The sequence below is a fragment of the Novosphingobium sp. GW821-FHT09E05 genome (assembly GCF_059416165.1).
Map to the genome: position 1 here is coordinate 1,734,850 of NZ_JBWKOQ010000001.1, position 17,245 is coordinate 1,752,094.

General features: G+C 66.4%; 15 protein-coding genes. 3 read left to right on the top strand and 12 right to left on the bottom strand.

The genetic code is table 11. The features are described from left to right. Positions 1 to 29: 29 nt before the first annotated feature. The 10 genes from AC07M9_RS08175 to AC07M9_RS08220 all read right to left on the bottom strand — a co-directional run bounded on the left by AC07M9_RS08175 (position 30) and on the right by AC07M9_RS08220 (position 10,052). Positions 30 to 2,306, bottom strand: coding sequence for an alpha/beta hydrolase family protein (locus AC07M9_RS08175; protein WP_494882848.1), 2,277 nt, complete (start codon positions 2,304 to 2,306; stop codon positions 30 to 32). Between the two features lie 135 nt (positions 2,307 to 2,441). Further along, positions 2,442 to 3,572 carry a tRNA guanosine(34) transglycosylase Tgt gene (gene tgt / locus AC07M9_RS08180; protein ID WP_494882849.1) on the bottom strand — a complete coding sequence of 377 codons (1,131 nt, stop codon included), beginning with the start codon at positions 3,570 to 3,572 and terminating at the stop codon, positions 2,442 to 2,444. Positions 3,573 to 3,591: 19 nt separating this feature from the next. Beyond that, positions 3,592 to 4,647, bottom strand: coding sequence for a DUF481 domain-containing protein (locus AC07M9_RS08185; protein WP_494882851.1), 1,056 nt, complete (start codon positions 4,645 to 4,647; stop codon positions 3,592 to 3,594). After that, complete coding sequence (locus AC07M9_RS08190; protein ID WP_494882853.1) at positions 4,644 to 5,417, bottom strand: ABC transporter permease; 774 nt, start codon at positions 5,415 to 5,417, stop codon at positions 4,644 to 4,646. Before AC07M9_RS08190 ends, AC07M9_RS08185 begins: the two co-directional genes overlap by 4 nt. Next, complete coding sequence (locus AC07M9_RS08195; RefSeq protein ID WP_494882854.1) at positions 5,414 to 6,376, bottom strand: ABC transporter ATP-binding protein; 963 nt, start codon at positions 6,374 to 6,376, stop codon at positions 5,414 to 5,416. Before AC07M9_RS08195 ends, AC07M9_RS08190 begins: the two co-directional genes overlap by 4 nt. Positions 6,377 to 6,455: 79 nt before the next feature. Next, complete coding sequence (gene queA, locus AC07M9_RS08200) at positions 6,456 to 7,484, bottom strand: tRNA preQ1(34) S-adenosylmethionine ribosyltransferase-isomerase QueA (protein WP_494882855.1); 1,029 nt, start codon at positions 7,482 to 7,484, stop codon at positions 6,456 to 6,458. An 88-nt stretch (positions 7,485 to 7,572) separates the two neighbouring features. Beyond that, positions 7,573 to 8,256, bottom strand: a complete 684-nt coding sequence (locus tag AC07M9_RS08205) for a peptidylprolyl isomerase (protein WP_494882856.1) — start codon at positions 8,254 to 8,256, stop codon at positions 7,573 to 7,575. A gap of 116 nt (positions 8,257 to 8,372) precedes the next feature. After that, a complete protein-coding gene (gene coaD / locus AC07M9_RS08210; RefSeq protein WP_494882858.1) occupies positions 8,373 to 8,885 on the bottom strand; it encodes a pantetheine-phosphate adenylyltransferase in 513 nt (170 codons plus the stop codon). Continuing rightward, entirely contained in the window at positions 8,886 to 9,794 is a 909-nt protein-coding gene (locus tag AC07M9_RS08215; RefSeq protein WP_494882859.1) for a polyprenyl synthetase family protein, read from the bottom strand. A 3-nt stretch (positions 9,795 to 9,797) separates the two neighbouring features. Beyond that, positions 9,798 to 10,052, bottom strand: coding sequence for an exodeoxyribonuclease VII small subunit (locus AC07M9_RS08220; protein ID WP_494882860.1), 255 nt, complete (start codon positions 10,050 to 10,052; stop codon positions 9,798 to 9,800). 131 nt (positions 10,053 to 10,183) lie between these two features. Between AC07M9_RS08220 and purL the strand changes: the two genes are divergently transcribed. Next, the gene (gene purL / locus AC07M9_RS08225) at positions 10,184 to 12,343 is read left to right on the top strand and encodes a phosphoribosylformylglycinamidine synthase subunit PurL (protein WP_494882861.1); all 2,160 of its coding nucleotides are present in this window, start codon (positions 10,184 to 10,186) and stop codon (positions 12,341 to 12,343) included. Positions 12,344 to 12,478: 135 nt separating this feature from the next. On the opposite strand, the gene AC07M9_RS08230 is transcribed toward purL, so the two are convergent. Together AC07M9_RS08230 and serB are read right to left on the bottom strand one after the other, a co-directional pair. Then, entirely contained in the window at positions 12,479 to 13,114 is a 636-nt protein-coding gene (locus AC07M9_RS08230) for a DUF1345 domain-containing protein (protein ID WP_494882863.1), read from the bottom strand. 270 nt (positions 13,115 to 13,384) lie between these two features. Further along, on the bottom strand, positions 13,385 to 14,266 hold the full coding sequence (serB, locus tag AC07M9_RS08235) for a phosphoserine phosphatase SerB (RefSeq protein WP_494882864.1): 882 nt from the start codon (positions 14,264 to 14,266) through the stop codon (positions 13,385 to 13,387). Between serB and miaA the strand changes: the two genes are divergently transcribed. Next, positions 14,259 to 15,245: a tRNA (adenosine(37)-N6)-dimethylallyltransferase MiaA gene (gene miaA / locus AC07M9_RS08240; RefSeq protein WP_494882866.1), complete on the top strand. Its 987-nt coding sequence runs from the start codon at positions 14,259 to 14,261 to the stop codon at positions 15,243 to 15,245. The genes serB and miaA overlap by 8 nt on opposite strands. A gap of 245 nt (positions 15,246 to 15,490) precedes the next feature. Then, positions 15,491 to 17,233, top strand: coding sequence for a biosynthetic-type acetolactate synthase large subunit (gene ilvB / locus AC07M9_RS08245; RefSeq protein ID WP_494882867.1), 1,743 nt, complete (start codon positions 15,491 to 15,493; stop codon positions 17,231 to 17,233). The last annotated feature ends 12 nt before the right edge of the window (positions 17,234 to 17,245 follow it).

Genomic DNA, 17,245 nt, shown 5'->3' on the forward strand with positions numbered 1-17,245 from the left:
GGCGATTTACATAAAAAATTACACGATTTTCAGCACTTGTCCGGGAACTGACGCATATTCCGGTGCATTAACGGAGCACCATGACACGCTATCGTTTCATCACCCCGCACCGCACCGGCAAATGGTATTCCGACCTCCAGACCGCGCAGCGCCATGCCTGCGAGATCGGCGCCGGCTTCCTCGATGAAATGACGGGCCGCTTCGTCGCCTACGTGGAGACGATGATTGAAATTGCGGCGGACGAAGACACCGTGCCCATGACTGAGCAAATCCGCACCGCCGCCTGAAACCGTGGAAGGGCGGCGCGCTCGCCGCCCTCGCAGACGGTCATTTGATGCCGAGCGTCCCAGGAAACGGTCGCTGTCGGACAGCACCCGCGTTCTTGCCGCGTTATCGTCGAGCTGGTGCTCCAGGTTCTTGAACTCGACATAGTCGACGGTCTTGCCGGCCGCCTTCAGCTTCGCGTTCATCAACCGCGATTCCTCGACGCCAACGTTCATGTCGAGATCCCCGTGGAACAGCAGCACCGGCGCCTTGAACCTGTCGGCGTGGCGGGCGGGAGAGCCATCGGCGATATGCGGACCACTGCCGATGAAATTCTCCATGATCCGGTGGTTGCTGTAATAGCGAGACTCTTCCTTGAGCACGCCGAGGTCGGTCACAGGCGCAATGGCGACGACCGCCTTGAAGAGATCGGGTTCGAGAACGGCGGACTGCAGAGCCGCATACCCGCCATAGGACCAGCCCACGATCGCCAGCTTGTCCTTCGACGTGATGCCCTGTGAAACGAGCCAGCGCCCCGCATCGTTGACGTCACCGATCGCGGTTTTCCAGGATTGGAAACCGTTCTTCTGGAACCAGCCCGAACCGTAACCCGTGGAGCCGCGATAGTTCGGCTGCAGCACCGCATAGCCCTGGGTGGCGAAATACTGCACCAGCCAATCGAAACCCCATTCGTCGCGCGCAGCGGGGCCGCCATGCGGCATCACGATCGCGGGAAGGTTCTTGCCGGTGCTGCCGGGCGGCAGGGTGAGATAACCGGGGATCATGGTGCCGTCGGCCGCAGGGAATGTGATCGGCTTCATTTCGCCGAACTTCGTGCCGGCCAGGTTTTCGCGCACGCCCATGATCGGGGCGAGCTTCTTGGTGGTCTTGTCGAACAGATAGTACTGCCCGGGATCGATGTCGCTGCCGACGAAGATGATGAGCTTCTTCTCGTCCTTCGTCGCATCGACGATGCTGATCTGCGGATTGCCCGGGAGCGCCTTCCGGAGCGAGGCGGCGAGCGTGGCCAGTTCCTTGTCGAAGTATTCGACGTAACGCTTCTCGGTCGCATAAGTGACGCCGACGATGCGCTGATCTCGGCCGATCCGCACCAGCGCATCGACATCGGCGCGCGGATGCGCGAGCAGCATCTTCGGCTCTCCACCAGCGGCCAGCGGCTTCTCGAAAAGCGCCTTCCTGCCCTGGTAATCCTCGAAGCCCATAACCGAATTGCGATCCGGGGCGACTGCGACGGGCTCGAAGCCCACGCTCCGGCCGCCATCGTACGTGACCGTCGAAAGCTGCTCCCAGCCCGCGCCGACCCTCGGGCGCACCAAATAATTGCTGCGCCGCTCGACATAACCCGAGGCATTGACCGGCATCGTTTCCATCAGCCGGACGTTGCCGAGACCATCCGTCTCGAAGTCCACCACATCGCGCGGCGGCTCGATCGTGCGCCGCTTGAGCGAGTAGATATCCACCGCTTCGACGGTCAACCCACGCTCCTTGCTGGAGACCAGCGAACTCGTGGTGACCTCCGGAGAGACGTAGCGCACCATCAGCACCGAACGCGGATCGCCGGCGACGTTGTAGTCGATGATCCCGCCCCCGTAGCCCACGGAGAAGTAGGCCGACATCTTGGTCGGTGCGGTCAGCTTCTTCATGTCCTTGCCGTCGGCGGAGATCGTCGCCAGGCGGGTCGCCGCGTTGACGTCGCCGCCGGTGCGATCGAACACATAAATGCCGCAGACGACGCGGTCGTCCATCACGAACTGGCAGTGGCTGAGCTTTTCCGTGCCGCCGGTCGAGGATAGGATCGGCACGGCATTGGTCGTCGCCAGATCGACGACGACCGCATTCTCACCGCCGTCGCTGCGGGTGCCGATCATGTAGATCTTGTCGCCGCTGGGCGAAATGCCGAGATCGAGGACGGAGGGCCTGGCCCCGAATTTTGCGGCGGCATCGCCGATTTCGTCCGCAGAAGCCGGCTGTACTGCAAGTGCCGCCAGCGCCGTGCCGGACAGCCACTTCAAAATCGACATGAATCCCCCGATTCCAAATTGAAACGTGCCCGGACGTTAGAACCGGGCGGAAACAAATCAATCCATCCGTCGCTCTTCGCCAACCGCCTGTCGCGCGACGCGCTAGTCATCCTCGCGCACGGCGCAGCGCCATGCCTAGCGATCCGCGAAGTAATCCCGGCGGAAAGTCGTCGCAAACGCTGCAAAGCGCCCTTCGGCAATCGCGTCGCGCATGCCCTGCATGAGCTGCTGGTAGAAAGAGATGTTGTGCTCGGTCAGCAGGATCGCGCCGAGCATCTCGCCCGACTTGTGGAGGTGATGCAGGTAGGCCCGGCTGTAGGTGGCGCAGGTCGGGCATGCGCAGCGCGGATCGACCGGGCCAGTGTCTTCGGCATGGCGGGCGTTGCGCATGTTGAGCGGGCCGTTCCAGGTGAACGCCTGCCCGTTGCGACCCGAGCGGGTGGGCAGCACGCAGTCGAACATGTCGACCCCGCGCTCCACCGCGCCGACGAGGTCGTCGGGCTTGCCGACGCCCATGAGGTAGCGTGGGCGGTCGGCGGGCAGCTGGCCGGGCGCGAAGTCGAGCGTGGCGAACATCGCCTCCTGCCCCTCGCCCACGGCAAGGCCACCGATCGCATAGCCGTCGAACCCGACTTCGGCGAGCGCGTCGGCGCTGGTCTTGCGCAGGCCCTCATCGAGCGCACCCTGCTGGATGCCGAACAGCGCCGAGCTTTCCGCATGCTCGCCGCCCTGGTCGAACGCCGTGCGGCTGCGCCGTGCCCAGCGCATCGACATCTCCATGGAACGGGCGATGACGTCGCGGGGCTGGTCGATCTTGGGGCACTCGTCAAAGCACATGACGATGTCCGAGCCGAGCAGGCGCTGGATCTCCATCGACCGCTCGGGGCTGAGCATGTGGCGCGAGCCATCGATGTGGCTGGCGAAAGTCACGCCCTCCTCGGTGATCTTGCGCAGCTCGGACAGGCTCATGACCTGGTAGCCGCCGCTGTCGGTGAGGATCGGGCGGTCCCAGTTCATGAACTTGTGCAGACCGCCAAGCCGCGCAACGCGCTCGGCGCCGGGGCGCAGCATGAGATGGTAGGTGTTGCCCAGGATGATGTCGGCGCCGGTGGCGCGCACGTCCTGCGGTTTCATCGCCTTGACCGTGGCGGCGGTGCCGACCGGCATGAAGGCGGGCGTGCGGATTTCGCCGCGGCGCATCTGGATCGCGCCGGTGCGCGCCTTGCCACAGGTGGCGGCGATGGTGAACTGGAAACGGGGCTTCATGGGGCGCCCGTTACTAGGATCAGAAGCCGTAGACCAGTGAGAACCGCGAGATCGTGTCCGTCTTGAGCGATCCGTCGGGCGGCGAGGTCTCATGCTCGATCGCGTACGACAGCTTGGCCTTCAGGCCCTTGACCAGCCCGGATTCCAGCGCGGTCAGCGAGGTGAACGTATTGTTGTCCGATCCGACGTAGGCGCTGGCGTCCTGCGTCAGCTTGAGCTGCGGATTGATCTTCCAGTCGAAGTCGATCGAGGTCAGCACCGACCAGGTGGTCTCATTGGGTTCGTCGACGTAGTTGATGCGCCGGACCGCCGGACCGGCTTCCAGCGACAGCGTCTTGGTGCGGCCGTTGAGGACGCGGTAACCGAGACCGCCAGAGAGCGTGTAGCGGTCCTCGAAACCCTGAATGCGATCGCGTTCGTATTGCGTGCGCGCGTAAGTGAAGAAACCATCGTTCAGGGTATAGCGAGGCTGGTAACTGGCGGAATACTGCTCGCGCGTGACCACGCCGCGGTCTTCCTGATAGTCAGCGCGCGCCTGCACGATATGCTCCCACTCGATGCCCTTGCGGTTGAAGGCGAAGGCGGCGGTGAAGCCGAAGTTGTCGGTGTTACCGGTGGAGCGGAACGCGCCGAGTTCGATCTGCCCCTTCCACAGCTCCAGTGGCCCCGAGGCACGGATACGGGCGAGTTCGGCCTCGGTCTTGGCGGCGAGTTCCCGGGCCCGGCGATCGAGGTAGGCCCGCTGGAGATCGCGGATCTCGTCCTTGTCGTAAGGCTGGGTCTGCTGCGCGAACTTGACGACGGCGGCAACGGCGGCGCTGTCGTCCGTCTGCATCGCAGCGTCGAGCATCGCCCGAACCTGCCTGGCAAGACGCGGCTTCTCCACCCGGACGAAGGGCACGAATTCCGGATAGGCAGGCAGGTCCAGCACCAGAGGCGGCGGCGCCTCCGCCGGCAACACGATCAGCGGGTGCTCGTCAGATTCCTGCGCATGGGCGGGAATGGCAAGCATCAGGACGGGGAGGCTGACGAGAACCCTGCGGTGCATCGTCATGGCAGGACCGAACCGCGTCATGTGCGCAGGCGCCATCCGGTGCGGAACACCCAGGAAATGAAGCCCACGCAGAGCGCGAGGAACAGGACCGTGAGGCCCAGCGACAGGGCGATGGGAACGTCGGACGTCCCGTAGAACGTCCAGCGCAGCCCGTTGACCAGATAGACGACCGGGTTGGCCATCGCAATCGAGCGCCACGGCTCGGGCAGCATGTCGATCGAGTAGAACGTGCCGCCCAGGAAGGTCAACGGCGTCAGGATCAGCAGCGGCACGATCGTCAGCTTCTCGAAGCTGTCGGCCCAGATGCCGAGGATGAACCCGAAGAGCGAGAAGCTGGCCGAGACCAGCAGCACATAGCAGAAGGCATAGAAAGGATGCGCGATCGAGTAATCGACGAAGAGGCTGGCGGTCGCGAGGATGATCGCGGCAAGGATCAGCGACTTGGTGGCCGCCGCACCGACGAAACCGACCAGCGTTTCGGCCACGCCCACCGGGGCTGAAAGCAGCTCGTAGATCGCACCGGTGAAGCGCGGCATGTAGATGCCGAAGCTGGCATTGGAAGTGCTCTCGCCCAAGATGGTCAGCAGCAGCAGGCCGGGCACGATGAAGGCGCCGTAGTTCACGCCCCCCACGCCGCCGCTCATCTGGCTGCCGATGGCGGCGCCGAAGACGACGAAGTAGAGCGTGGTGGTCAGCACGGGCGCGAGGATCGACTGCATCGCCGTGCGGAAAGCGCGCATCAGTTCCTGCTTGTAGATGGTCCAGGCGCTGCGGGCGTTGAACAGGCTCATGCGGCCTCTCCCTGTACGGGGGCGTCCGGGCCTTCGAGCAGGTTCACGAAGATGTCCTCCAGGCTGGATTCGTGGATGTCGATCGCGGTGTAGTCGATGCCGGCGCGGGTCAGCGCCTTGGTCAGTTCGGCCACTTCGGCCGTGCCCGCGCTGGAGCCCTCCCCGCCGCCGCCGCGGTAGCAGAGCACCTTGCCGTCCTCGATCAGCGAGACCGGATAGGCAGAAACCGCCTCGGGCACTTCCGCCAGCGGAGCCGCCAGGGTGATCAGCGCTTCGGTGCGTCCGAGGCGCTCCATCATCGCCGCCTTTTCGTCCACCATGAGAATCTCGCCCTTGCGGATGATGCCGACGCGGTCGGCCATCTCCTCGGCTTCCTCGATGTAGTGGGTGGTGAGGATCACCGTCGTCCCGCGTTCGCGCAGGACCGCGATCTGCTTCCACATGTCGCGGCGCAGTTCGACGTCGACACCGGCGGTGGGCTCGTCGAGGAACAGCAGTTCGGGCTCGTGCGCCAGCGCCTTGGCGATCAGGACGCGCCGCTTCATGCCGCCGGAGAGCGTGCGGATCTGGTCGTTGCGTTTCTCCCATAGGCTCAGCGCGCGCAGGATTTCCTCGATCAGTTCCGGCTTGGGCGGCAGGCCGAACAGACCGCGTGAGTGGTTGACCGAGCGCAGGACCGGCTCGAACATGTCGGTGGCCAGTTCCTGCGGCACCAGGCCGACTTTCGCGCGCAACCGGCGCCAGTGCCTGCCCATATCCTCGCCGAACGCATGGATCGTGCCCGAAGTCGGCCGCACCAGCCCGCAGACCGCACCGATCAGGGTCGTCTTGCCCGCGCCGTTGGGTCCGAGGAGCGCGAATATCTCGCCCTTGTTGATGCTGAGGTCGACGCCCTTGAGCGCGGTGAAGCCGCCCTTGTACGTCTTGGTAAGGCCGCGAATTTCGAGGATGGGTTGCATGACGCCTGAATGGGGCGGAATTTGCCGTGGGCCAACCCCCTTCGAACGATAATTTATCCGATAATTTGTGATACCCTTGTCAGGGGACCAGCAAGCTCGAGTCCCCGTAGGAATAGAAGCGATAGCCGTCCGCGATGGCATGGGCATAGACCGCCTGCATCCGCTCCAGCCCCATGAGCGCCGAGACCAGCATGAACAGCGTCGACTTGGGCAGGTGGAAGTTCGTCATCAGTCCGTCGATCGCGTTGAAGCGGTAGCCCGGAGTGATGAAGATCGCGGTGTCGCCCTCGAAGGCGCGGATCACGCCGTCCTCGCCTGTCGCGCTTTCGAGGAGTCGCAACGAGGTGGTCCCGACTGCGATGATCCGCCCCCCGGCGGCCCGCGCCGCGTTCAGACGATCGGCGGTGGCGGCGTTGATCCGGCCCCATTCCGCGTGCATCTTGTGCTCGGCGGTATCGTCAGCCTTGACCGGCAGGAACGTGCCGGCGCCGACGTGGAGGGTCAGCGTCTCGCGCACGATACCGGCGGCGTCCAGAGCCTCGACGAGTTCGGGCGTGAAGTGCAACGCCGCCGTTGGTGCGGCGACGGCGCCCTTCTCGCGCGCGAACATGGTCTGGTAGTCGCTGGCGTCGGCCTCGTCGGTCAGACGCTTGCCGGCGATGTAGGGCGGGAGCGGCATGCGGCCGGCGCGTTCAAGCAGGATCTCGACCGGCTCGTCGCCTTCGAAGGCCAGCGTCCAGCTGCCGTCGTCGTGACGTTCCTCGGCGATCGCCGTGACGTCGGCCGGGAAGGCGATGGCGTCGCCGGGGCGCAGGCGCTTGGCGTTGCGGATGAAGGCCTGCCAGCGGCGCAGGTCGATGCGCTTGTGCAGGGTCGCGCCGATGCGCGCCTCGCCGCGAGTGCCTTCGAGCTGGGCGGGGATCACGCGGGTGTCATTGAAGACCAGCACATCGCCCGGGCGCAGGGCGCCGGGCAGGTCGCGCACATGGCGGTCGGAGAACGGCGCCCCGCCATCGACCACGAGCATCTTCGCCGCATCGCGCGGGCGCGCCGGGCGCAGGGCGATATTCTCGGGCGGGAGGTCGAAATCGAAGAGGTCTACGCGCATGGCGCGGCGGCTAGACCAGTCACGCCGCTTCGACAAGCTTGGGGTGAGCGGGGCGAGGGTTAATCCCTGCCCCGCCCGCCCTCGAGGGTCAGTTGGACTTGGAGTTGCTCAGGTCCGCGGCCGTGGGCACCGCTGCCGCGGGGGCGACCGGTGCCGCAGGTGCGGGCCTGTTTTCCGAGGCGAGCGAGGCTTGCAGGATCTTCGTCGGGTTCTGGGGCGGTTCGCCGCGCTGGATGGTGTCCGCGTAATTCATGCCCGCGATGACGCGGCCGAACACCGTGTACTTTTTGTCGAGCGCGAAGCGCGGATAGAACACGATGAAGAACTGGCTGTTGGCGCTGTTCGGCTCGTTGGTGCGGGCCATCGAGACGGTGCCGCGCAGGTGCGGCATCGAGTTGAATTCGGCCTCGAGGTCGGGCAACGGCGAACCGCCCTGCCCGGTACCCGTCGGGTCGCCGGTCTGCGCCATGAAGCCGTCGATCACGCGGTGGAAGATCTGGCCGTTGTAGAAGCCTTCCTTCGTCAGCGTCTTGATGCGCTCGACGTGGTGGGGCGCCCACTGCGGCATCAGGCGGATGGCGACGCGGCCACCGTTCGACAGGTCGAGCAGCAGCACGTCGTCCGGATCGTGGGCAATGTCGGTATCGATCAGCGTCGGCAGCGCGGCAGGCGCCGGGGCAGCCACCGGCTCCTTGTCTTTCTTCGCGAACGCCGGGGCGGCCACAAGCGCGGCGCCGATCATCAACGCAGTCAGGGGAAGGCGAAACTTCATGGATTACTCACTGCCCAATATTTCCGGATCTGGCCGATCCCAGGCTTGGCGCGATAGAGCGCGGCCGCTGTCGATACAATGAACGAAATTTCCCCGGGTCCGCCAACCCGGCAAACTCAGTAGTCGCCGAGGAAACCGTTCTCGGCAATCCGCGCCATCACGTCCTCGCGCACCGAGGGACTGACGAACTTGCCGATGTCGCCGCGGAACATCGCGATTTCCTTCACGAGCTTGGATGCGATCGGCTGCAGGCTCACGTCCGCCATCAGGAATACGGTCTCGATGGCAGAGTTGAGCTGCTGGTTCATACCGGCCATCTGGTACTCGTACTCGAAGTCGGCGACGGCGCGCAGGCCGCGGATTATCACGCTGGCACCCTGAACCTGCGCGAATTTCATCAGCAGCGCGTTGAAGCCGACGACCGACACGTTGTCGATGCCCATCTTCGCAACTTCGCGCTCGACCATGGCGATCCGCTCGTCGGGCGTGAACAGCGGGTTCTTCGACATATTCGTGGTGACGCCGATGATCAGCCTGTCGACCAGCTTGGCGCCGCGCCGGATGATGTCGGCATGGCCCAGGGTGATGGGATCGAAAGTGCCGGGATAGACGCCGATACGGTCTGCCACTCAGTGATCCCTCTCGATGATATACCGTGCGACGGCGCGCAGCAGGTCAGCTTCCTTGCCATGCTGGGCAAGGTGCCCAACCGCCTGCTCGACGAGCATCCGCGCCTGTTCGCGGGCCCGGTCAGGGCCAAGCAGCGAGACGAATGTCTCCTTGCCGGCCACGGCGTCCTTGCCCACCGCCTTGCCGGCCACCGCCGCATCGCCTTCGTGGTCGATGAGATCGTCGGCGATCTGGAAGGCGAGGCCGATGTCGCGGGCATAGCCGCGCAGGTGTGCCCGCCCCTCGGGCTGCACGCGGCCGAGGATCGCGCCCATCTCCACCGCCGCGCCGAGCAGTGCGCCGGTCTTGAGCTGCTGGAGGCGGGTGACGGTCTGCAGGTCGAACTCGCTGGTCTCGGCGACGAGGTCCATCATCTGCCCGCCCGCCATGCCCTGCGCTCCGCTGGCCTGGCCGAGCGTGCGGACAAGCTCGATCTGGGTGAAGGGGTCGGCGCTGGTGGCCACGTCGGCCAGCACTTCGAAGGCGAAGGCGTGGAGCGAATCGCCCGCGAGCACCGCGGTCGCCTCGTCGAAGGCGAGGTGGAGCGTCGGCTTGCCGTGGCGCAGGGCGTCGTCGTCCATGCACGGCAGGTCGTCGTGAATGAGCGAATAGACGTGGATCGCCTCGATCGCGACGCCGGCGCGGATCGCCGGTTCGCGCTGGACTCCGTACATCTCCGCCACGGCGGCGAGCAGCAGCGGACGCAGCCGCTTGCCGCCGCCGATCGCGGCATAGCGCATGGCCTCGATCAGCCGGGCGCGCGCGTCATCGGGAACGGGAAGCAGCGCATCGAAGGCGCCGTCGATCTCCTCGGCGATGCGCGACAGGCCCTCGGCCAGCAGCGAATCGGTCACGCCCACGGCGCCCATGCGTCAGCGGTCCGGCGCATCGAAAGGCTGGACGCCCGCCGCAGCGCCGTCCGGCCCGGCGACGATGCGTTCGATCCGCGCCTGGGCGGCGTCGAGGCGCTTCTGGCAGTGCTGGCGCAGCTTCTCGCCCTTTTCGTAGAGCGAGATCGAATCCTCGAGCGGCACGTCGCCGCTTTCCAGCTGGCGCACGATGGTTTCCAACGCCTTCAAGGCGTCTTCGAAGCTCAGGGTATCGATGGTTTGCGGTTCGGAAGCCATGCCGCAGCAATGGCGGGACGGATTGGGCCGGTCAAGGTGGGAGCGGGTAAATTACATGTGATCGCCGGACCGGACATCAGATGTCCAAAGCCATCTAGCGCAGGCGCATCGACATGGCTAAGGCGCGTCCCATGAGCACGATCACCCCAGAAGTCGTCGAGGCGCATGGCCTCAACCCCGAGGAATACGCGCGCGTCCTGAGCGCGCTGGGACGAGAGCCGAACCTCGTCGAACTCGGCATCTTCTCGGTCATGTGGTCGGAGCACTGCTCTTACAAGTCGAGCCGCTTCCACCTCAAGAAGCTGCCCACCGAAGCGCCCTGGGTGATCTGCGGACCCGGCGAGAATGCCGGCATCATCGATATCGGCGACGGCCAGGCCGCCATCTTCAAGATGGAAAGCCACAACCACCCCAGCTACATCGAGCCCTACCAGGGCGCGGCGACCGGCGTGGGCGGCATTCTGCGCGACGTCTTCACCATGGGTGCGCGCCCGGTGGCGAACATGAACGCGCTGCGCTTCGGCCGGCCCGACCACCCGAAGATGAAGCACCTCGTCAAGGGCGTGGTCGCGGGCATCGGCGGCTACGGCAACTGCGTGGGCGTGCCCACCGTCGGCGGCGAGACCAACTTCCACAAGGCCTATGACGGCAACATCCTCGTCAACGCGATGACGGTCGGCGTCGCCGATGCCGACAAGATCTTCTACTCGGCCGCCACGGGCCTCGGCAATCCGATCGTCTACGTCGGCTCCAAGACCGGCCGCGACGGCATTCACGGCGCCACCATGGCCTCGGCCGACTTCGGCGACGACATCGACGAGAAGCGCCCGACCGTGCAGGTCGGCGATCCCTTCGTCGAGAAGCTGCTGATCGAGGCCTGCCTCGAACTCATGGCGACCGACGCCATCGTCGCGATCCAGGACATGGGCGCGGCGGGCCTCACCTCCTCCTCGGTCGAGATGGCCAGCAAGGGCGGCGCCGGCATTCGCCTGAACATGAACATGGTGCCGTGCCGCGAAGAGGCGATGACGCCCTACGAGATGATGCTCAGCGAGTCGCAGGAGCGCATGTTGATGGTGCTCAAGCCGGGCAAGGAAGCCATGGCCGAGGCGATCTTCACCAAGTGGGAACTCGACTTCGCGGTGATCGGCGAAGTGACCGACACCGGCCACATGGTGCTGGAATTCGACGGCGAAGTGGTCTGCGACATCCCGCTCGGCCCGCTCGCCGACGACGCGCCGGAATACGAGCGCCCCTACGTTTCGGCCGAGGAATACAAGGCCTGGGCCAAGGTGCCGGCGCTGGGCGACGTGCCCGCCGCCACCGACCTCGGTGCGGACCTGCTCACGCTCATGGGCGGCGCGGACCTCGCCTCGAGGCGGTGGATCTGGGAGCAGTACGACAGCCAGGTCGGCGCCGACACCATGCAGAAGTCGGGCGGCGACGCCGCGGTCGTGCGCGTCCACGGCACCCGCAAGGCGCTGGCGATCAGCACCGACTGCTCGCCCCGCTACTGCTACGCCGACCCCTACGAGGGCGGCAAGCAGGCGGTCGCCGAGACCTACCGCAACATCAGCGCGGTCGGCGGGCTGCCGCTGGCGATCACCAACTGCCTCAACTTCGCCAACCCGCAGCGCCCCGAGATCATGGCGCAGATCGTCGGCTGCCTGAACGGCATGGGCGACGCCTGCCGGGCGCTCGACTACCCGATCGTCTCGGGCAACGTCTCGCTCTACAACGAATCGAAGGCCACCGGCGGCGGCTCGGCGATCCTGCCGACCCCGGCGATCGGCGGCGTCGGCCTGCTGCTCGACCACGACCAGATGGCGACGATCGCCTTCAAGGCCGAAGGCGAGGATATCTATCTCTTCGGCGGCGAAGGCACCCACTTGGGCCAGTCGCTGTGGCTCAAGGACATCGCCGGGCGCGAGGCCGGTGATGCGCCGGTGGTCGACCTCAAGGCCGAATGCGCCAACGGCGGCTTCGTGCGCGGCTGGATCGGCGAAGGCAAGGTAACCGCCGTCCACGACGTGAGCGACGGCGGCCTCATCGTCGCGCTCGCCGAAATGGCGCTGGCGAGCGGCCTCGGCTGCGCGCTGGACGCCGACCTCACCACCGCTCAGGCCTTCGGCGAAGACCAGTCGCGCTACGTGCTGACGGCTCCCGCCGGAACCGAACTGCCGGGCGCGGTGAAGATCGGCACTGTGGGCGGCACCACCGTCGCCGGCGTCGAGATTGCAGCGCTGCGCGAGGCCAACGAAGCCTTCTTCAAGGACTGGATGGAGGCCTGACGGCTCGATCCTCCCTGTTTCGCGAAACGGAATGGGGAGGTGGCAGGCCGCAGGGCTGACGGAGGGGTTTCTACCCCTCCACCACTGACTGCGTCGGCGGTCCCCCTCCCCATCGCTGCGCGACAGGGAGGATTTTCAGCTCGACCCGCCCGCCAGCACGTTCACGCTCAGCGCCAAGATCCCGAGGTTGAACGCGAAGGCGAACAGCCCGTGGAACGTCGTCACCCGCCGCATCGCGGTCTTGGTGATGGTGATGTCGGCGGTCTGGCAGGTCATGCCGATGACGAAGGCGAAGTTCACGAAGTCCGAGAAATCGGGCACGCACTCGCCCGGGTAGTCGAGCCCTTCGTGGTCCCCGCCCTCGTGCGGCGCATAGTAGAGCCGGGCGTAGTGAAAGGCGAAGATCAGGTTGGCGAAAGTCCAGCTCGCCAGCAGCGTCAGCACCAGCAGGGTGATCCCGCCCGCGCCGAGCGAACCGCCGTCGAGGATCAGCAGGCTGAGCGCGACCAGCACCACCACGCTGATCAGTCCGCTCATGAACAGCAGCAGGAACTGTCCCGCATCGTCGCGCCGCGCCTGCATGCGCATGACTTCGGGCGTGCTCGAACGCCACAGCGGGATACAAGACGCCGCGAAGACGAAGACCGCGAGGTCGAACCCGGCGATGATCGCCTCGCCCCGGTGCAGGGGCAGCAGCGTGAACGCAGGCCCCGCCAGCGCGAACACGGCGAGGAACAGCAGGTAACGCGGATGGCTGACCTTGACCGACATATGCGCTCCCTGCGGTGCTCCTTGCGGGCTTAAAGCATGAAGCGCGGTCCGGTTCGACAGCACATTGTTTAGGGCGTGTTTGGGGCGGTTACGGGAAGGCGCCGCTCCCGGTCCCGTCAGCCACCCCTCGTCGCCCCCGCGTAGGCGGGGGTCCCGCTTTCTTGCGCACAAGAACAACAAGCGGGGTCCCCGCCTATGCGGGGACGACGAGTCTCGGGGGTTGGGCGAGGATTACCCCGCCACTGGTGGGCAGACCGAAGCAATCCATCGTTACTGGACCCAGTCGCTCTGCGGAATACCCAGCAGGCGCAGGACGCTGGTGAGGTCGCCGCGGTCGATCCAGCCGTTGGCGGCGGCGCGGGCCTTGGGCTTGGCGTGGTAGGCGATGCCGTAGGTCGCCGCTTCCAGCATCGGGATGTCGTTGGCGCCGTCGCCGGTGGCAAGGCTGGTGGCGCCCTCGGCGAGGTTAGCCATCTCGGCGAGCAAGGTTGCTTTCTTGACCGCCGAATCGACGATGGGGCCCGCCAGCCCTCCGATCAGCTTGCCATCCGCGACCTCGAGGCGGTTGCCGACGACATGCTCGAAGCCGAGCTGCTCGGCCACGGGATCGGCGAAGTGGTGGAAGCCGCCGGTGACGAGCACGGTACGGCAGCCCAGCTTCTTCAGCGTCTCGACGAGCACCTTGGCGCCGGGCATCGGCCTGATGCGCGTGGCGAGGCATTCGGCGATGGCGTCGGTGGAGAGGCCCGCCAGCAGGCCGACGCGCTCGCGCAGGGCCTGCTCGAAGTCGAGCTCGCCCTGCATGGCGCGCTCGGTGATCGCGGCGATGCGGTCCTTGAGGCCCGCGAAGTCGCCGAGTTCGTCGATGCATTCCTGCCCGATCATGGTCGAGTCCATGTCCGAGATGAACAGGCGCGGCACGATCGGCTCGTCGGCGGTGACGAGGCCGTCGGTGGGCGAGAAATGCCCGTCCAGCGCCGTGCGCAGCGCCGCCGCGTCATCGTCGGGCGAGTCGATCTGCAGGGTCTGGCCGCAGAAATCGAGCATCGAGGCATCGGCGATGCGCACCCCCGCCTGCTCCATCTGCGCCCTGGCGGCTTCGAGTCTTGCCGAAAGGTGGTCCGGTTCTGCTATCAGCCGGGCAATGAGCACTGCGAATTCCCTCAATACACCATACGATATCGCCGCCGGAGACCGGCCGCCGCTGGCGCTCATCGCAGGGCCGACCGCCAGCGGCAAGAGCGATTGTGCGGTGGCGCTGGCGCAGGAACTGGAACGGCGCGGCCGCCGCGCGGTGGTCGTCAACGCCGACAGCTCGCAGGTCTACGCCGATCTCACCGTGCTCAGCGCCCGCCCCACGGCCGAGGAAATGGGCGGCATCGAGCACCGCCTGTTCGGCGCCTGGGATGGTGCGCAGAGCTGCTCCGCCGCCGACTGGGCCCGCGCCGCCGCCGCCACGATCGCGCAGGTTCATGCCGAGGGCGCGGTGCCGATCCTCGTCGGCGGCACCGGCCTCTATATACGCACGCTGCTGGACGGCATCGCCCCCGTCCCGCCGATCGACCCCGAGGTGCGCGAGGCCGTGCGCGCCCTGCCCGTGGCCGAGGCCTACGCCGCACTGCTGGTCGAAGACCCGGAGCGCGCCGCCCGCCTCGCCCCTGCCGACAGCGCCCGCGTCGCCCGCGCGCTGGAAGTCGTGCGCTCGACCGGCCTCGGCCTCGCGCACTGGCAGGCGCAGACCAGCGGCGGCATCGGCGGCGAGGTCACCGTCCACGCAGCGATCCTCCTGCCCGAGCGCCAGACCCTCTACGCCCGCTGCGACATGCGGTTCCAGCGCATGGTCGAGCGCGGTGCCCTTGCCGAAGTCGAGGCCCTGCTGACGCGCCGACTGGACCCCGCCCTCCCCGTCATGCGCGCCATTGGCGTGCCCGAACTCGCCGGAGTCGCGCGCGGCGAAGGGACGCTCGACGAGGCGATCGCGCGCGGATCGCAGGCCACGCGCAATTACGCCAAGCGCCAGTTCACCTGGCTGCAGCACCAGCCCCCGGCGGAATGGCCGCGCATATCGTTTCAAAATTACAATGCTGACACCCTGAATGACATTTTATTTCGCCAAATGGGGTTGACCTGACATATCGCTCTGCCTAGAGGCCGTCTCACCTTGCTGATTGGAAGTGATGCAGGGAGGAGAGGACGGCCCGGTACGGCATTGTCGTGCCGGGTCAGTTTCATTAGAGAGCGCGCGGTGCTTGCCGCACGCTAAAGTCCGTGGGAACGGCCGTTCCGAACGGACGGGCGCTCTCGGGGACAACGGCCGTCACTGCTTCGTATAAAGGCACGTCTCGGTGAGGCCGCGGAATTGAGAAGGAATGTGTTGTGAGTGAAGAGCGCAGCGGCGCGAACATCCTAGTCGAAAGCCTGGTCCGACAGGGGGTCGAATTCGTATTCGGCTATCCCGGCGGCGCCGTGCTCCCGATCTACGATGCCCTGTTCGGTGACGAGCGCCTGCGCCATATCCTCGTGCGCCACGAAGCCGGTGCCGGCCACGCCGCCGAAGGCTACGCGCGTTCGACCGGCAAGCCCGGCGTCGTGCTCGTCACTTCGGGCCCGGGGGCGACCAACGTCGTCACCGCGATCGCCGACGCGTTCCTCGATTCGATCCCGCTCGTCGTCATCAGCGGCCAGGTCCCGACCGGTCTGATCGGCTCGGACGCGTTCCAGGAAGCCGACACCGTCGGCATCTCGCGCCACTGCACCAAGCACAACTACCTCGTGAAGGACCCGGCTGACCTGGCTGCGGTCGTCGACGAGGCGTTCCAGATCGCCACCACCGGCCGCCCCGGCCCGGTCCTGATCGACATCCCCAAGGACGTGCAGATCGCCTCGGCCGCGTGGTCCGACGCGCCGATCCAGCGCCGCCAGCGCTACGCGCCGCGCACCGAAGGCTCGGCGCAGGAGATCGCGCAGGCGGTCGAGATGATCGCGGCCGCCAGGGCGCCTGTCTTCTACACCGGCGGCGGCGTCATCAACGCAGGGCCGCGCGCCAGCGAACTGCTGCGCGCGCTGCAGGCGAAGACCGGCGCGCCGGTCACCTCGACGCTGATGGGCCTCGGCGCCTTCCCGGCCGACCATGCCGACTGGCTGGGCATGCTGGGCATGCACGGGACCTACGAGGCCAACCTGGCGATGAACCAGTCGGACCTCATCATCTGCGTCGGCGCCCGCTTCGACGACCGCGTGACCGGCCGCCTCGACGCCTTCGCGCCGAACTCGAAGAAGATCCACATCGACATCGACCGCTCCTCGATCAACAAGATCGTGCGCGTCGACCTGCCGATCGTGGGCGACTGCGCGACCGTGCTCGACCAGATCCTGACCGAGTGGGGCAGCCGCAAGGGCCAGGACCTGACCGCCTGGAAGGCCCGCGTCGACACCTGGCGCGAGAGGAAGAGCCTGTCGTTCCCGGCCAATGCCGATGCGATCATGCCGCAGCTGGCGATCCAGCGGCTGTACGAGCTGACCAAGGACCGCGATCCCGTGATCTCGACCGAAGTCGGCCAGCACCAGATGTGGGCGGCGCAGCACTTCCCGTTCTTCAGCCCCAACAAGTGGCTGACCTCGGGCGGCCTGGGCACCATGGGCTACGGCCTGCCCGCCGCCATCGGCGCGCAGTGCGGCAACCCGGACAGCCTCGTCATCGACATCGCCGGCGACGCCTCGATCCAGATGAACATCCAGGAACTGGGCACCGCCACGCAGTACCGCCTGCCGGTCAAGGTGTTCATCCTCAACAACGAATGGATGGGCATGGTCCGCCAGTGGCAGGAGCTGACCTACGAGAGCCGCTTCTCGAACTCGTACTCGGACAGCCTGCCCGACTTCGTGAAGCTGGCCGAGGCCTATGGCTGGAAGGGCATCCGCATCGAGGACGAAAGCCAGCTCGACGCCGGCATCCAGGCCATGATCGACCATCCCGGCCCGGTCATCGTCGACTGCCTCGTCCACAAGGAATCGAACTGCTTCCCGATGATCCCCTCGGGCGCATCGCATGTCGACATGATCCTCTATGGCGACAACGTCGCCGGGACCATGGACGACGAAGCCAAGGCGCTGGTCTGAGGGACGGAACGG

Excerpts from the sequence above, each read along its gene's own strand:
- AC07M9_RS08175 (WP_494882848.1), bottom strand. The coding sequence starts at position 2,306 with ATGTCGATTTTGAAGTGGCTGTCCGGCACGGCGCTGGCGGCACTTGCA.
- tgt (WP_494882849.1), bottom strand. The coding sequence starts at position 3,572 with ATGAAGCCCCGTTTCCAGTTCACCATCGCCGCCACCTGTGGCAAGGCG.
- AC07M9_RS08185 (WP_494882851.1), bottom strand. The coding sequence starts at position 4,647 with ATGACGCGGTTCGGTCCTGCCATGACGATGCACCGCAGGGTTCTCGTC.
- AC07M9_RS08190 (WP_494882853.1), bottom strand. The coding sequence starts at position 5,417 with ATGAGCCTGTTCAACGCCCGCAGCGCCTGGACCATCTACAAGCAGGAA.
- AC07M9_RS08195 (WP_494882854.1), bottom strand. The coding sequence starts at position 6,376 with ATGCAACCCATCCTCGAAATTCGCGGCCTTACCAAGACGTACAAGGGC.
- queA (WP_494882855.1), bottom strand. The coding sequence starts at position 7,484 with ATGCGCGTAGACCTCTTCGATTTCGACCTCCCGCCCGAGAATATCGCC.
- AC07M9_RS08205 (WP_494882856.1), bottom strand. The coding sequence starts at position 8,256 with ATGAAGTTTCGCCTTCCCCTGACTGCGTTGATGATCGGCGCCGCGCTT.
- AC07M9_RS08215 (WP_494882859.1), bottom strand. The coding sequence starts at position 9,794 with ATGGGCGCCGTGGGCGTGACCGATTCGCTGCTGGCCGAGGGCCTGTCG.
- AC07M9_RS08220 (WP_494882860.1), bottom strand. The coding sequence starts at position 10,052 with ATGGCTTCCGAACCGCAAACCATCGATACCCTGAGCTTCGAAGACGCC.
- purL (WP_494882861.1), top strand. The coding sequence starts at position 10,184 with ATGAGCACGATCACCCCAGAAGTCGTCGAGGCGCATGGCCTCAACCCC.
- AC07M9_RS08230 (WP_494882863.1), bottom strand. The coding sequence starts at position 13,114 with ATGTCGGTCAAGGTCAGCCATCCGCGTTACCTGCTGTTCCTCGCCGTG.
- miaA (WP_494882866.1), top strand. The coding sequence starts at position 14,259 with ATGAGCACTGCGAATTCCCTCAATACACCATACGATATCGCCGCCGGA.